The sequence below is a fragment of the Halanaerobium sp. genome (genome assembly GCF_003070835.1).
This window is the reverse complement of the sequence record NZ_QBLR01000070.1, coordinates 1-15,235: the sequence shown is the minus strand read 5'-3', so window position 1 is coordinate 15,235 and position 15,235 is coordinate 1. Positions and strand designations below refer to the sequence as shown.

Annotated in this window: 16 protein-coding genes and 1 pseudogene; all 17 read right to left on the bottom strand. The window is 36.9% G+C overall.

Annotated features, from left to right (window positions below):
• Nucleotides 1–375: 375 nt before the first annotated feature.
• Complete coding sequence (locus CI949_RS09080; RefSeq protein WP_290765491.1) at nt 376–516, bottom strand: universal stress protein; 141 nt, start codon at nt 514–516, stop codon at nt 376–378.
• 46 nt (nt 517–562) lie between these two features.
• Complete coding sequence (locus tag CI949_RS09075; RefSeq protein WP_365941447.1) at nt 563–967, bottom strand: molybdenum cofactor biosynthesis protein MoaE; 405 nt, start codon at nt 965–967, stop codon at nt 563–565.
• Between the two features lie 134 nt (nt 968–1,101).
• Nucleotides 1,102–1,246: pseudogene (locus CI949_RS09070) on the bottom strand (transposase); the annotation flags it as partial.
• A gap of 363 nt (nt 1,247–1,609) precedes the next feature.
• Nucleotides 1,610–2,095: a tRNA (N6-threonylcarbamoyladenosine(37)-N6)-methyltransferase TrmO gene (tsaA, locus tag CI949_RS09065; protein ID WP_290765485.1), complete on the bottom strand. Its 486-nt coding sequence runs from the start codon at nt 2,093–2,095 to the stop codon at nt 1,610–1,612.
• A gap of 16 nt (nt 2,096–2,111) precedes the next feature.
• Complete coding sequence (locus tag CI949_RS09060; protein WP_290765482.1) at nt 2,112–3,611, bottom strand: diguanylate cyclase domain-containing protein; 1,500 nt, start codon at nt 3,609–3,611, stop codon at nt 2,112–2,114.
• Between the two features lie 95 nt (nt 3,612–3,706).
• Entirely contained in the window at nt 3,707–4,399 is a 693-nt protein-coding gene (gene hisIE / locus CI949_RS09055; protein ID WP_290765478.1) for a bifunctional phosphoribosyl-AMP cyclohydrolase/phosphoribosyl-ATP diphosphatase HisIE, read from the bottom strand.
• An 85-nt stretch (nt 4,400–4,484) separates the two neighbouring features.
• Nucleotides 4,485–5,258 (bottom strand): imidazole glycerol phosphate synthase subunit HisF, encoded by a 774-nt coding sequence (gene hisF, locus CI949_RS09050; RefSeq protein WP_290765475.1) that lies wholly within the window; start codon nt 5,256–5,258, stop codon nt 4,485–4,487.
• The gene (gene hisA, locus CI949_RS09045) at nt 5,251–5,979 is read right to left on the bottom strand and encodes a 1-(5-phosphoribosyl)-5-[(5-phosphoribosylamino)methylideneamino]imidazole-4-carboxamide isomerase (RefSeq protein WP_290765472.1); all 729 of its coding nucleotides are present in this window, start codon (nt 5,977–5,979) and stop codon (nt 5,251–5,253) included. The genes hisF and hisA overlap by 8 nt, the downstream gene beginning before the upstream one ends.
• A complete protein-coding gene (hisH, locus tag CI949_RS09040; RefSeq protein ID WP_290765469.1) occupies nt 5,980–6,585 on the bottom strand; it encodes an imidazole glycerol phosphate synthase subunit HisH in 606 nt (201 codons plus the stop codon).
• Nucleotides 6,586–7,173 carry an imidazoleglycerol-phosphate dehydratase HisB gene (gene hisB, locus CI949_RS09035; protein WP_365941448.1) on the bottom strand — a complete coding sequence of 196 codons (588 nt, stop codon included), beginning with the start codon at nt 7,171–7,173 and terminating at the stop codon, nt 6,586–6,588.
• Between the two features lie 12 nt (nt 7,174–7,185).
• The gene (hisC, locus tag CI949_RS09030; RefSeq protein ID WP_290765463.1) at nt 7,186–8,292 is read right to left on the bottom strand and encodes a histidinol-phosphate transaminase; all 1,107 of its coding nucleotides are present in this window, start codon (nt 8,290–8,292) and stop codon (nt 7,186–7,188) included.
• A gap of 66 nt (nt 8,293–8,358) precedes the next feature.
• Complete coding sequence (gene hisD, locus CI949_RS09025) at nt 8,359–9,660, bottom strand: histidinol dehydrogenase (RefSeq protein WP_290765460.1); 1,302 nt, start codon at nt 9,658–9,660, stop codon at nt 8,359–8,361.
• Nucleotides 9,653–10,294 (bottom strand): ATP phosphoribosyltransferase, encoded by a 642-nt coding sequence (gene hisG, locus CI949_RS09020; RefSeq protein WP_290765458.1) that lies wholly within the window; start codon nt 10,292–10,294, stop codon nt 9,653–9,655. Before hisG ends, hisD begins: the two co-directional genes overlap by 8 nt.
• Nucleotides 10,294–11,559 carry an ATP phosphoribosyltransferase regulatory subunit gene (hisZ, locus tag CI949_RS09015; protein WP_290765455.1) on the bottom strand — a complete coding sequence of 422 codons (1,266 nt, stop codon included), beginning with the start codon at nt 11,557–11,559 and terminating at the stop codon, nt 10,294–10,296. The genes hisG and hisZ overlap by 1 nt, the downstream gene beginning before the upstream one ends.
• A gap of 225 nt (nt 11,560–11,784) precedes the next feature.
• The gene (gene deoC / locus CI949_RS09010; protein ID WP_290765452.1) at nt 11,785–12,456 is read right to left on the bottom strand and encodes a deoxyribose-phosphate aldolase; all 672 of its coding nucleotides are present in this window, start codon (nt 12,454–12,456) and stop codon (nt 11,785–11,787) included.
• Between the two features lie 42 nt (nt 12,457–12,498).
• Complete coding sequence (locus CI949_RS09005) at nt 12,499–13,491, bottom strand: aldo/keto reductase (protein WP_290765449.1); 993 nt, start codon at nt 13,489–13,491, stop codon at nt 12,499–12,501.
• Nucleotides 13,492–14,055: 564 nt separating this feature from the next.
• The coding region (locus CI949_RS09000) for an ISL3 family transposase (protein WP_290765446.1) at nt 14,056–15,235 on the bottom strand (1,180 nt) is incomplete at its 5' end.

Sequence of the window (15,235 nt, the reverse complement as noted above, 5' to 3'; positions counted from 1 at the left end):
CAGTCTGGCTCTAACTTCTGTCGGCAGCTCAAGTTTTCCATCATTTAATTTAAGTTCAAACTTTTCCGGCGGGTTTTCATTAATCCCATCACTGCGCCAAAATTGCGAATTGTTGATTAAAAATTGCATAGTTTACCCCTCAAATTTTATGATTTTTGTAATTTATTTTTTAAAATAATTTTACTCTTCATCTGAATCCAGAATCTAGCTTTATCCTTCTCCCCCTTATTAAAAGCAGTCAGTATTTTTTCTACTATATGAACACTTTCCAGTTGAAAATTGCTGTATGGCTGGTCTAAGTCTCTAAATATTCATCCAACCGATTAAAAGTGTCATCATCAATAAACGAAATTTTTTTAGGCTTAATTTAAATAATTATTTAACAACCATTACTGCTGCTTCAGCATGCCTCACTACCTTATCACTTGTTCCACCCAATAGGAATGTTTTTTCTTCATCCTTTTTATTAACCAAAATAATTAGGTCAAAATTATTTTCAGCAGCAAAATCACAGATTATTTCAGCTATTATATTTCAGCATTTATTGTAAAATTCCTTTAAATTATTTCTTCTCTATTTCTTTTACACAATCATTTTTAATTTTTGCTACTAAAAACTGCAGAGCATCGATTGTATGAGGCCGTATATCTCCACCAATTAGGACATACATTATATCTTCTCCAACTTCAAGCTGACCCTGATTAAGCCAGACTCTAACATGAAAGATACCATTCATCTTTTTTGTTTCAGCAACAGACTGATCAACCTTTGCAGCATCATAATCAAAATCCATTCCCTTAACATTGTCATCTTCCACACCCTGCCGGACTTTAGCCCTGGAGCTTTGACGGACAATTCCATTATGAACAAGATACATTCCCTCATTTAAGGCTTTCGATTCGGATTTTGCTTCTTTAAGCCATTTATCAATTGAAGGTGATACTTTTTTACTGGTCACATTAATCACTCCACATATATTATTTTTGTGCTATATAAGTAATTATAATTTGGCTCTTCGCTATTTAGTGTGGAAAACATTAATGGTATATATTGGTGTTAATGGTAATAGAAAATATAATATAGCAGGCAAAAGATTTGCTTTTAAATAAAAGCCCTCGGTAAATCAAATTGAAGTTTACCACACTGCAGGTAAATAGCTGTTATAAAATTATCTGTATTTCTAAATCCTCTTGCTTTTCTTTTTATGATCTGAACTATAACTGTTTAAACCTTCTAATATGCCATTATTAAATGGATTTTGATAGACCATTCTGGCACCATAAATTCCAAATTCATAACCCATCTTCCTCGTATAATATAGTTAGTGATATTGAAATTTTATCACCATTTAAATATAAATTTGCTTGTTTCTATTAATTTTAGATTTAGTCCCTGATATAATGATATTCAAAGATATCCAGGGTAGATCTAGTATTCCTCCTGTAGCATATATTTACATGACTACTTTTGAAATTTGATCCCCTGAGGCTGATATGAACTCCTAACCCGTATGCTGTATCCCATCTGTTTTCTGCCAATAAATTCTATAACAGATAAAAACTATTATATGAAAAAACCAGAAGCAATATTTTTATTCTAAAATGAAATTTTACTTATCTGCAAATCTACCATCATCTTTTACAGAGGAAAGTTTATTGATATTTTCTTCCATCCAACCAATTTTAACCTCATCTCTTCTATCAAATTCCGGGACATAAGGTTTTAGATCAAGCAAAGGTGTTTTATCCAGTATATCAACATCTTTAATATATAAAATATTATCTTCAATTTTTTCCAGTTGGACAATCGAAAGACCAATTGAATTGGGGCGACTGGGAGCTCTAATTGAAAAAATTCCATGCTCTTTATCTTCCATAAATGGTTTTACTGTTAAAGAAGGTTTTCCAGCTTTATGACAGTGATACAATAATATCAAATGTGAAAAACCTGCCAGATCTTTTAGTCCTTCCTGATATTCAGGTAGTAATTCAATTTTTCCTGCAGCAGACCCTGCGGCTGTTGGTTGAATAGGAGTTCCCTCAGAGCCCTTAAATGGTGACCTTATTTCTCCTATTGATTCATATGTTATCTTCATTTTTTTCCTCCCATTTTTAATTACTTTCTATATCATTATCTTTTCTTTTTGCCCTGTACATTGCTGCATCAGCATTTTTTATAAGTTTTTCTAGTACTTTACTATCATCAGGATAAAAGCTTAGACCTGCACTGATCCCAATAACAATTTCTTGTCCATCAATAATAAGTGGTTTTTTAAGTTCTTTAATTAATCTTTTTGCTACTTTAATGATTTTTGTTTTAGAATCTAAATCAACTAGAGCAACTACAAATTCATCTCCACCCATTCTGGCTGTAATATCTGTTTCCTTCAAATTATTTTCCATTCGAAAGGCAATGTTTTCTAAAACTCTGTCTCCTATATCATGACCATAACTATCATTAATTCCTTTAAATTTATCAATATCTATAAAAACAATTCCAATATTATTGCCAGAAAAATCGGTTTTTTCTTTTAATTTCTTGAACTTTTCTACAAAATATTTTCTATTTGCCAGACCGGTTAATTTATCATGATAGGCCTGATATTCAAACTTTCTTAATAAATATACCACCACTGCAATAAAGCTGGCAAACAAAGCTGCCAGTAAAACAATATTAACTGCAAATAAACGGCGGTAACTGCTAATTTCATTCTGCATTATCTGCTCATTATAAACAATACCAACCACATAGAAATTCCATCCCTGCTCCACTTCTCCCCCACTTACTAGAGCCGGGAAAAACCGATAGCGATACTGAACACCATCTATATTAGCTGTATCTTCCTGTCTGGAATTATTAATAACTGTCTGACGGGCAAGTTCTTCTTCAAATTCTGGTACATCTGGATTTATATAAGGCTTTTTACTATTTCTAATCCTGGCAACTTCATAATTTAGAGGTTCGACACTGTAAAAAGAAATATCTTCTACCATCTCATATTCCGAAGTTAAAGCAGTTGCATCTTTAAACAGATTTAAACTCTGAAAAGAGGGGTATTGATCTTCAATACTAACACTTAATTCAAATAAATATTGATGATCAGAACTGGGCATATAACTGTATTTTTTTATTTCTCCGGCCTGAGTCGATAAATCAATTCGATCAACTTCAAACTCATTTCCTTCCATCCGATTTCTTAAGACAGAAGCAAAACTGCCAAATTTAGAAAAATCAAGTCCCAGATCATCTTGATATGTAGTTTTAATTATTTTCAAACTCTGATCTATTATATAAATATCATAACCGCGAAACTGCTGCTGAAGTTCAGCTAAGTCCCATGCCATCACATCTGGATTTTCTCTATATTTGGCCGCCATCTGCTCTGAGTATTCTCTCATCTCCTGATTTAACTGCTGCTCTAAAATTTTGTAGGCATTATTAATATAGTGTAAAGTCTGCAGAATATTTTTCTCTACTAACTGCTGCCGACTGTTATATTTGTCTTCCACTACTTTTTTGACATTTGTATACTGTCCTGAAAAGATATAAATCATTATCAAGGCCAGGAAAATAATTATTATGTATTTAAATTTACTAAATAGCTTTTCCAACTGCCTCCCCCCTAACAACAATACTGCTCAAAAACATTTTCCCCTGCCTCAATGATTTCAGACCCCTTTTTTCTAACTCATCCTATATATAAGTTTTATTTATGTCTCTTTTTAAGTTCTTTTCTTATCTGGTCGGGATTAATTCCTCTTTTGACCAGTAAAACCAGCATATGATAAACCAGATCTGCTGTTTCATAAACCAATTCTTCTTCTGGCTCGTTTTTGGAGGCTATAATCACCTCTGCTGACTCTTCGCCAACTTTTTTTAAAATTTTATCTATACCTTCTTCAAAAAGATAGGTGGTATAGGACCCTTCTGGCATTTCTTGCTTCCGACTTAAAATTAAATCATAAAGAAAATCCACAACTTTTTCTGTTTCAAATTCAGCTTCTATATTCTGAGCCTGCTGTTCCATTTCCATCATCTTTTCAGCCTTGGCCTCAGTCTCCTCTGCAATTTTACGGTAAAAGCAGGAATTTTCACCTGTATGACAGGCCGGGCCTGCAGGATCAACCATAAATAATATTGTATCCTGATCACAGTCATAATAAATTTCTTTAATCTCCTGGGTGTTACCAGAGGTTTCTCCCTTATGCCATAATTCCTGGCGGGAGCGGCTGTAAAACACTGTTTCTCCCTTTTCTAAACTCAAATTAAGTGACTCTTCATTTACATAGGCCACCATCAGAACCTCTTTGGTCTGATAATCCTGAACAACCGCAGGCATTAATCCCTGCTCATTATATTTAAAATTAATCTCATCTAATTTATCTATTACTTCTAACACTCAATCACCTATCCTCTCTGCGGTACAATTCTTAAAATCTATTAAATTTTGTTTTATCAATATAAACTTTTAAAATTCTAAAACTCTATTTGCTTTCTTCAATTCTGACCGGTATTTCTGCTTTTTCCAGTTCAGTTTTGACATCTCTAATTGCAATTTCTCCAAAGTGAAAAATCGAAGCTGCCAGTGCCGCATCGGCTCCGGTTTCTTTAAAAACATCCACAAAGTGCTGGATACTGCCGGCACCACCTGAGGCGATCACAGGAATATTAACTGCAGCTGTCACAGCTTTTAGCATCTCCAGATCAAAGCCAGCTTTGGTACCATCAGAATTAATACTGGTCAAAAGAATCTCTCCTGCTCCCAGTTCTTCCAGTTCTTTGACCCATTCGATCAGGTCAATTCCGGTCTCTCTGCTGCCTCCATGAATAAAGATCTCCCAGCCTTCTCCTGATTCTCTTTTTGCTGCATCAACCGCTCCGACAATACACTGGGAGCCAAACTTAAGTGCTCCTTTACGTACCAGTTTCGGATTTTTGACCGCAGCTGAATTTACAGAAACCTTATCAGCTCCTGCTCTTAAAATAAACTGCATATCCTCTACTGTTCTGATTCCACCACCAACTGTCAGTGGTATAAAAACCTGAGCAGCAACTTTGCCCACCAGCTGAGCTAAAGTTTTGCGTTTTTCTTTGGTGGCAGTTATATCTAAAAAGACAAGTTCATCTGCCCCCAGATCATTATATTCCTTAGCAGATTCCACCGGGTCACCAGCATCTCTTAAACCAACAAAATTTACACCTTTAACTACTCTGCCATCTTTAATATCCAGGCAGGGAATAATTCTTTTTTTAAGCATTATTTTCACCCAGCTTTTTTAGTACTTCTTTTAAATCTACTTTCCCCTGATAAATTGCCTGACCAGTAATTGCTCCGTAAAAATCTGCTGCTGCCAGATCATATAAATCCTGATTGGAACTGATTCCACCTGAGGCAATAATATTTAGCTCAGTCGCAGATTTTAATTTCTTTAATCCTGCAAAATCAGGACCACTGAGCATTCCATCCCGACCAATATCTGTATATAGAATATACTTGACCCCCAGAGCTTCCATTTCTTTAGCAAAATCAAGCATATCTCTTTCGCTTGCTTCCAGCCAGCCTGAAGTTGCCACTTTACCATCCCGGGCATCAATGCTGACCAAAATACTCTCTGACCCAAATTCAGTTAGTATTTCTGCCAGGGTTTCCGGGTCTTTAACTGCCAGGGTTCCGATAATTGCCCGTTTAACTCCCAAATCCAGCAGACGTTTTACATCCTCCTTTTTACGGATTCCGCCTCCGGTCTGTATCTTAAGCTCAGTCTCGGCTGCAATTTTTTTGATTACATTAAAGTTTTTGCTCTCACCTGCAGAAGCACCATCCAGGTCAACTAAATGCAGCCATTCTGCTCCTTTAGCTGCAAAATCCTCTGCAACCTCTAAAGGATTCTGGCTGTAAACAGTCTTGCGTTCAAAATCTCCCTGCTTAAGCCGGACTACCTCACCTGCTTTTAAATCAATTGCCGGTAATACTAGCATCTATAACAGCTCCCTAAAATTTTCTAAAAGTTTAATCCCATTATCTCCACTTTTTTCGGGATGAAACTGAAACCCAATTACATTATCTTTCCTGACTACTGCCGGTACTGTAGAACCATAGCCAACTGCGGCCAGAACCTGGTCTGTAACCTCTGTCAGCTGATAGGAATGAACAAAGTAAAAATGAGGATTTTCCGGCAGACCATTAAATAAAGGGTCATTTTTAATTATCTCAAGCTGATTCCAGCCCATATGAGGAATCTTGTATTCAGTTTCCATTTTAGTAATATTTCCCTTAAGCAGTCCCAGTCCTGCAGTTTTTTGATCCTCAAATCCCCATTCAAATAAAAGCTGCATTCCCAGACAGACTCCTAAAAAAGGTTTTCCTGCAGCTACAAATTTTTCAATAAATTCTATAAAATTATCTTCCTGCAGTCTTTTCATTGCTCCCGGGAAAGCACCTACTCCGGGTAAGACCAGACCTGAATATTTATCTACATCTTCTTGCTTACCCTCTTCTAAAATAACTGTCTCCTCCCCTACAAACTCCAGTGCCTTTTGAATACTGTTTAAATTTCCGGCTCCATAATCTATAATCGCAATCACTTACAGCACACCCTTTGTGGAAGGAATTTCATCTGATTCGATTTTTACTGCTTCTTTCAGCGCCCGGGCCAGAGCTTTAAAAACTGCCTCGATCTGGTGGTGGCAGTTTTCTCCGTGAAGTATTTCTAAATGAAGGGTAATCCCTGCATTAAAGACAAAAGCCCGCATAAATTCGACCACCATTTCTGCAGGAAAATCTCCAACCATTTCTCTTGTAAATGGTAAATCAGTATATAAATAAGGACGGCCGCTGATATCAACAACTGCTCTGACTAAAGTTTCATCCAGAGGAACTAAAGCACTGCTGAAACGGCTGATACCTTTTTTGTCTCCTATCGCCCTGGCAAAAGCTTTACCCAGTGCAATTCCGGTATCCTCTACTGTATGGTGCTGATCAATTTGGAGATCCCCTTTAACAGAAAGCTCAAGATCAATGTTCCCGTGGCGGGCAATTTGATCCAGCATATGATTAAAAAATCCGATCCCTGTTGTAATCTCACTTCTACCTTTTCCATCCAGGTTTACACTGGCAATAATTTCAGTCTCTTTTGTCTTGCGCTGCTCAACTGCTACCCGATCTCTACTCATCATAAATCACTCCTAATTTTGCTCTTTAAATTCTGCAAAAGCCCTTAACACAGCCTCATTTTCTTCTCTACTGCCGATAGTAATTCTAATCGCCGGCGGCTGACCACTAAAAGATCTGATCTTAATTCCCTGCTGATTTAAAATATTTTTAAACTCCACAGTTTTTTCGCCTGCTATGTAAAGAAAATTGGCCATTGAGGGATAAAGCTGCCACTTTTGATACTGATTCAGCTTCTGATAAAGCTTCTGACGTTCTTTTTTAATAAATTTGATTCTTTCTTTTATAATATCATCATTCTCCAGGATTAAACAAGCCAGGATGTCTGTTAAGGAGTTTAAATTATATGGTTTTAAGACTTTTTTCAGTTCTTCCACTAAAACTTGATTTCCATATAGATAACCAAAACGAATTCCTGCCAGACCAAAAGCCTTGGAGAAAGTCCGGGTGACTACAAGATTAGGATAGTCACTGACATCCGGCATCAGATCAATTTCATTAAAATCTGCATAAGCCTCATCAACCAGCACCGGACCAGTAAAATATTCAGCCACTTTTAAGATCATTTCTCTTTCCAGAACCTCACCGGTTGGATTATTGGGAGAACAGAAAAAGATAAGCCTGGGATCTAATTCGTCAATTTTATTCTTGATATTCTGATAATCAAAGTCTTCAGTCAGCGGCAGTTCTTCGTAACGACCACCGTTTAGCTCAGTAAAATATTTATACATCGAAAAAGTAGGGGCCTGGGAAAGCACAACATCTCCCGGTTCGACAAAGCATCTAATTAAAATATCCAGTATTTCATCTGAACCGTTGCCGACCATTACCTCTTCAGTACTAACCTCCTTATCCAGCTCTCCGCCTAAATAATCAGCCAGAGTTTGATGTAGGCGTTCCGAATAAATTTCCGGATAGCGATTGATATCATGTTGATCAAATTCTTTTTTAAACTTATCCTTAATCTCCTGCGGCAGATCAAAAGGGGATTCATTTTCTGAAAGGTTAATTTTTACCTCAAAGTCATCTTCTTCGCCCTGATAGGACGAAATCGCTTTAACTTCAGGCCGCAGCTGTTCTTTTAAGATTTGCTCTTTGTTATTTAAATTATTACTGTTCATTTTTTCCTCCTTCAGCTTTTACTACTTATTTTAATATTTGCTATTTTAATTGATGCTCAAATTTAGTTATTTTTCTTTTCTAATCCGAATTGAATTAGCATGGGCGTCAAGTCCTTCTCCTTCTGCCAGACAGATTACATCAGCACTTGCTTCTTTAAGTGCCTCTTTACTGTAGTGGATAAAACCGGAATACTTAACAAAATCTCGTACAGATAAAGGAGAAAAGAATCTAGAAGTTGAATTTGTAGGCAGCACATGATTTGGGCCTGCATAATAATCTCCAATTGGCTCCGGAGTATATTCTCCTAAAAAGATGGAGCCTGCATTCTCTACTGCCGGCAGCAGTTCAAATGGGTTTTTGACTGCCAGCTCCAGGTGTTCGGGAGCAACCAGGTTGATCATTTCCACTGCTGCTTCCTGGTTTTCAACCTCAATCATCAGCCCAAAATTCTCCAGTGATTCTTTAATAATTTCTTTTTTGCTCATTTTCTCAATCTGTTTTTCTAATTCTTTTTCCACTCTGCCTATCAACTCCGGTGCATCTGTAACCAGGATAGAAGAGGCCAGAGGATCATGTTCAGCCTGACTCATCAGATCAGCTGCTATATAGGCTGGATCAGATTCTTTTTCTGCCATAATCATAATTTCGCTGGGACCGGCAGTCATATCAATTTTTACCTGTCCAAAAACCAGCTCTTTAGCCATAGACACATAAATGTTGCCCGGACCGACAATAATATCAACTCCAGGAACAGTTTCAGTTCCATAAGCTGCTGCAGCCACTGCCTGGGCACCACCAATTTTAAATATCCGATCAACACCTGCAATCTCAGCTGCTGCCAGAATCACTGGACTTACCTTTCCCTCATTATCAGGTGGAGTCAGCATTATGATTTCTTCAACTCCTGCCACTTTGGCCGGGATAACTGTCATTAAAACTGAAGAAGGATAGGCTGCTCTACCTCCAGGTACATAAACTCCAGCTCTTTTTAGCGGCCTGCAGACCTGACCGGTAATAATCCCCGGTTTTTTCTGCTTCTGCCAGGATCTGTCCTTTTGTTCAGCATGAAAATCCTCTATATTAGCTGCTGCATTTTTTAGAGCCTGAATAAAATTAGCATCTACTTCTTTAAGTGCAGCTTCAATTTCTTCTTCTCTTACTTCCAGCTCTGAAGCTTCAAATTCAACTCCATCAAAACGAGAAGTATATTCTAAAACTGCGAGGTCACCATTTTTTTGAACATTTTTTAAAATCCCTGCCGCTATTTCTCGATATTGAGCCAGTTTATCACCGGAACGGCTGTCCAGCAGCTCCTTAACCTGTTCCACATTTTTTCGACCATCTTTAATCCTTTTTAGATTAAGCATCACTATCATCTCCAGTTACTACTTCATCTAGAGCTTCAATAATAGAAGCAATCTCTTTCTGTCTGGTCTTCATACTTACCTTGTTGACCACCAGACGAGCAGATAAATCTCTAATACTCTCATAGACTACCAGGCCATTTTCCTTTAAGGTTCTGCCGGTTTCTACAATATCCAGAATTGTATCAGCCAGACCGGTAAGTGGAGCAAGCTCAATTGAGCCATTCAATTTAATGATCTCAACCGGTTCTCCCTTTTTGCGAAAATAACGCCGGGTAAAATCAGGATATTTAGTTGCTACCTTATGTTCCAGTAAAGTATCTTTTCGGTCAGGAAGACCGGCCAGAGCAAACTCACAGACTCCGTAATTTAAATCTAAAACTTCATAGAGATCACGATTTTCTTCCAGTAAAGTATCCTTACCCACAATCCCCAGATCAGCTGTGCCATATTCCACATAAATCGGTACATCTGCTGGCTTAACTAAAATAATTTCAAAGTTTTCGTTTTCTATTTCAAAAATCAGCTTACGTGATTTAAGCATGTTTTCAGGTAAGTCATATCCGGCCTCCCGGAAGAGATTGACCGCTTCTTTTGCCAGCCTTCCTTTGGCCATGGCAATACAGAGATTATCCATTATTCCCACTCCTCTATTTTATTTAAAATCAGATATTCTAATGCTTCTTTCTGATTTCTTTCGATTACTGTACTCGCTCCACCATTTTGCTTTAATTCCAGATTTTCAGCTTCCAGATTAATCTCAAAATCCACCTGCTGAAAATCTAAGTATTTGCTGTCAGCTCCATTATATACTTCTGTCACAAAACCAGCATTTCTCAAATCTTCTGCCAGCTCACAGGCAAGTTTAAAGTCTTTATCCTGCTGGTAGGAAATTAAAAATCTTTTTCCCAGATCTTCACTAAAATTTTCTGTCCGATTTAAATAATCAAGTAGATTTTCTATTTCCAGAGCAAAGCCGACGGCAGGCTCTTCAACTCCAAATTTTTCTGTTAGATTATCATACCGTCCACCACTTGCCAGCAGGTTGCTGTATCCTTTGGCATAACCTTTAAATATCAGGCCAGTATAATAGCCGTGACGTGAAATTAACATTGGATCAAAGGTAATATATTTAAGAGCCTCAAACTCTTCCAGTTTATTAAATAGCTTTTCTAAAGTCTTTAAGGCATTTTTAGTCTCAGTTGATAAAGGCATTTTTTCTAATTCTTTAACTACCTTTTTGGGAGCACCAAAAAGCGAGGGCAATCTCAGCAGGACTTCTGCTGCATCTTCTGTCAGTTCAATATTTTTAATATAATTTTTAATTCCAACTTTGTTTTTGGCTGCCAGCAGCTGGCGCAGTTCTTTTTTTTCAGTTTCAGCAATTTTCAAATCTGCAAAAATTTCATTAATTAAATCCGCATGACCGATATCCACCAGAGGTTCTTCCACTCCAACTTTCTGCATTGTTTTGATTAAAAGCAGAATCATTTCCAGATCAGATTCTAAACTGGCTGAACCAATCAGCTCAACTCCAGCCTGAGTTTTTTCTTTGAGACTTAAACTCTGAGAATTCTTTGACTGAAAAGCTGAACTTAAATATGAAAATTTAAGTGGTCGCGGACTATCCTGAAAACGGCTGGCTGCCAGTCTTGCAATCGGCATTGTCAGATCCGGTCTTAAAACTAAAATTTGTCCCCTGTCATCAACTACCTTAAACATCTCACTTTTATCAACCAGTCCTTCTATACCTGCATACAATTCTAACGACTCAAGAGTTGGTGTGATAACTTCCTGATAGGCATTGGCTTCAAAAACCTTTCTTATTGTCTGATAGATAGCTCTTCTTTTCCTCAGTTCGGCCGGTAAAATATCTCTAACTCCTTCTACAAATGCATTCATCTATTTTGCCTCCCCCTTATTATTTTAGTCCTTTATCATGTTAAAGTATTAAAGTATTGTGTCTATTATAATTATATAATCCATGGCTGTCAAGTTATTTTGGAAATTTCTTATACTATCTTAATTTTAACACTATTTACAGTGAAATTAAAATTAGAAAAGGCCCACCAGAGAAAAAGCTTCTGACAGACCTTTTGTTTTACTTATTTATTATTAAGTTAATTTTTAATAATCTCCACTAACTTCTGCTCCTTCAATTATCTGAACTCCAGAGCTGGCGCCAATTCTAGTCGCTCCTGCCTCAATCATGGCCTGTGCCTCTTCTAAACTGTGAACACCTCCAGAAGCCTTAACTCCCATTTCTTCGCCAACTGTTTTTCGCATTAAAACTATATCTTCTACAGCTGCTCCACCACTGCCAAAACCAGTTGAGGTTTTTACAAAATCTGCTCCTGCTTCTTTAGCAATTTCACAGGCTTTAACTTTCTGCTCATCTGTTAAATAACAGGTTTCTATTATAACTTTAACCAGCTTACCCTGAGCCGCTTTGACAACAGCTTCAATATCATTTTTTACTGTTCTGTAATCTCCTTCTTTTAGTGCACCGATCTTCATAACCATATCCAGTTCATCAGCACCCTGACTGACAGCTGCTTTAGCTTCTGCAGCCTTTGTCTCACTTAAATTAACTCCCAGGGGAAAACCAATCACTGTACAGACCCTAACTTCTGAGCCGGATAACTCTTTTTTAACTAAGGCAACCTGATCCGGGTTAGTACAGACTGAAGCAAAATTATATTCTCTGGCCTCAGCACATTTTTTCTTAACCCCTGCCTTAGTTACCTCTGCTCCTAAAAGAGTATGATCAATGGTTTTTGCAATATCTTCTTTATTCATAAATTAAAACCTCCTGCTTTTTATATTAAAAATTTATCAATACTAAAAATAACTTATATTTTTCTGTTCTTCTAATCTGTCTGTTGCCGGCGGAGGAGTTATTGAAAGATCTGTAATTTCTTTTCTCCACTCCTCAGTCATCTCGATATCCAGTGCTCCCAGAGAACCCTTAAGCTGTTCTAAGTTGCGGGCTCCAATAATTGGAGCAGTAATTGCTGGATTTGACATTACCCAGGCAACTGCTAATGATGCCGGGTCAACACCTTTTTCTCGAGCGTGATTACTAAAATCTTCTGCTATTTGATAATACTGTTTTAAACCATAACGGGATGCATAATCTTCTCTTTCGACTAATCTACCTTTATCCGGCCGTTTATTTTTTCCATACTTACCGGTTAATAGTCCACCACCTAGAGGACTATAAGAAATAACGCCCATCTTTTCTGCTGCAGCCATCGGCAAAATTTCGACTTCTGCCTGTCGTTTAGCCAGATTATACATCGGCTGGATCATCTCAAAGCGAGCCAGACTCTCCTGACGAGAAATCCCCAGCGCTTTTTCTATCTGCCAGGCTGCCCAGTTGCTGACTGCCGGATACAGAATCTTACCTTCTTTAACCAGATCATCCACAGCTCTTAAAGTCTGCAGCATATCTGTTTTCGAATCAAAGCTGTGGACAAAATAGAAGTCAATCCAGTCAGTCTTCAATCTGCTTAAACTCTGCTCTACTCCCAGTTTAATATGACGGCGGGAAAGCCCTTTTGCATTAACATCTTCAGCTGTTTTACCATAAACCTTAGAAGTAATGACCAGCTGATCCCGACATTTATGTTCCTGCATAAACTTACCCAGCAGTTCTTCAGAGCGGCCTTCATTATATACATCCGCAGAATCAAAAAAATTAATACCTCGATCACGTGCTTCCTTAAACATCTTACGCGACATATTTTCGTCAGCAATTCCACCAAAGGACATCGTTCCAAAACAGAGTGGCGAAACCTGGACTCCTGTTTTACCAATAGTTCTATATTCCATTATTTATCCCTCCCGAATTGTATACTTTCTATTATCATTATATTTAATTTCACCACTTTACAAGAAATATAAATAAAAAATGCGACTAATCTCCTTTTCTGATATAATATTTTCAACACCGAAAATATAAAAGAAAGGAAATCAGCCGCATGAATATTATATCAGAAAATCAAAAAAGTATCTACTCATTTATCAATAAATTTTGTAATCAATATCGTGATATCTTTACTAAGAAAACTTTTAAAATGTTTTTTTGGATTGTAATCTCAATTATAAGCTTTGATAAAATCCATTCTATTAGATTTATTTGGAATAATTTCATCTCCAGACATATGGAAAGCAGTTTGAATTCTGTATACTATTTCTTTTCATATAGCAAATTTAGCCTGGAAAACATAATGAAAAGAACAGTAACCTTACTTTTAGAAATTATTCCACAGGAACTTGCAAATGAAAAAATATTTGGCTCTTCGCTATTTAGTGTGGGTAACCCAAATGGCATATATTAACATTAATGGTAACGTGGAATTTAAATATAGCCTTAAGCTAGCATGAATTTTAATATTAAATAAAAGCTTTAGGTAAATCAAATTCAAGTTTACCGCACTGTAAATATATAGCTGTCATGAAATTATTTAAATTCCTGAACCCTCTGGCTTTTCTCTTTATGGTCTGAACAATACTGTTTAAGCCCTCTAATATCCCATTGTTAATACGGCTTTCAATATAGTTCATTATCCCCTGCCAGTGTCTGTTAATAAATCGACCTATCTCAACCATTGGTTCCAGCTGGCTGCGAATCGCCCAGAGATACCATTTCTGCAGGTAGCTTGCTGCTGTTGTAAGATCATCTATATTCCAGAATTCCTGCAAAGATAATCTAAGATTATAGGCTCTCATTGTTTTTAGATTCATTTCAGATAGTGATTTTAGTTTCTTTTTCTGCTTTTTGGTTAAATTCTTCTTGTTTTTAAGCCAGATATATCTTGTTCTTTTAAGTTCTTTGTTATCAGACTGTTCGTTGCGTCTTACCTGATCAACAGCCTTATTTACAGCTTTCATCACATGGAATTTATCAAAGGTGACCTTAGCCTGAGAAAAGTTATCAGCAGCACCTTTAATAAAGGCTGGTGACATATCACAGCAGATCTTTTTAATGTTTTTAGGATCACCGTTATGTGATTTTAAATTTAAGGCAAAAGAATCAACAGTTGAAGAATCTTTACCCTCAGTAATATAGATTATTTTTGATTTATCAAGATCCACAAATATTGTTATGTAGTTATGTCCCTTCTTACTTGAAGTTTCATCAATACCGATTTTATCGGTGGTGCTGTAATCTTCTTCAGCACGGGCTTCATCTACATAACGGTTTAGTATTCTCCAGAGTCTTGTATCATGTTCGCCAACTAATTCAGCTATTTCATTGACAGTCATAGCTGTAGCTAATTGCATAATGAAAGCTTCAAAAAGCATTGTAAATCCTGAACCTGGTTCAGCCCATGGTGCTTTAACTTGCAGCACTCCATGGTCTGTGCATTTTGTTCTTGGCATTTTAGCATGTATGTAGGCTCTGTACTGAAAGAAATTAAGATGTCTCCAGGTTCTTTTTTTAGTATCATGGATAGGTGATTTTTCACCGCATTCAGGACAGGGAAATTTACTGCCTCTTTTGTGAGAAATGTAAATATCCAATCGACCATCATCTTTATTAAAATCTATTTTATCAAGTTTCCATGGGTCT

Bases quoted from the DNA above. Each gene is read 5' to 3' on its own strand.
- hisB (WP_365941448.1), bottom strand. From the start codon at position 7,173: ATGAGTAGAGATCGGGTAGCAGTTGAGCAGCGCAAGACAAAAGAGACT.
- hisC (WP_290765463.1), bottom strand. From the start codon at position 8,292: ATGAACAGTAATAATTTAAATAACAAAGAGCAAATCTTAAAAGAACAG.
- deoC (WP_290765452.1), bottom strand. From the start codon at position 12,456: ATGAATAAAGAAGATATTGCAAAAACCATTGATCATACTCTTTTAGGA.
- hisF (WP_290765475.1), bottom strand. From the start codon at position 5,258: ATGCTTAAAAAAAGAATTATTCCCTGCCTGGATATTAAAGATGGCAGA.
- tsaA (WP_290765485.1), bottom strand. From the start codon at position 2,095: ATGAAGATAACATATGAATCAATAGGAGAAATAAGGTCACCATTTAAG.
- hisG (WP_290765458.1), bottom strand. From the start codon at position 10,294: ATGGATAATCTCTGTATTGCCATGGCCAAAGGAAGGCTGGCAAAAGAA.
- hisD (WP_290765460.1), bottom strand. From the start codon at position 9,660: ATGCTTAATCTAAAAAGGATTAAAGATGGTCGAAAAAATGTGGAACAG.
- hisA (WP_290765472.1), bottom strand. From the start codon at position 5,979: ATGCTAGTATTACCGGCAATTGATTTAAAAGCAGGTGAGGTAGTCCGG.
- CI949_RS09005 (WP_290765449.1), bottom strand. From the start codon at position 13,491: ATGGAATATAGAACTATTGGTAAAACAGGAGTCCAGGTTTCGCCACTC.
- hisZ (WP_290765455.1), bottom strand. From the start codon at position 11,559: ATGAATGCATTTGTAGAAGGAGTTAGAGATATTTTACCGGCCGAACTG.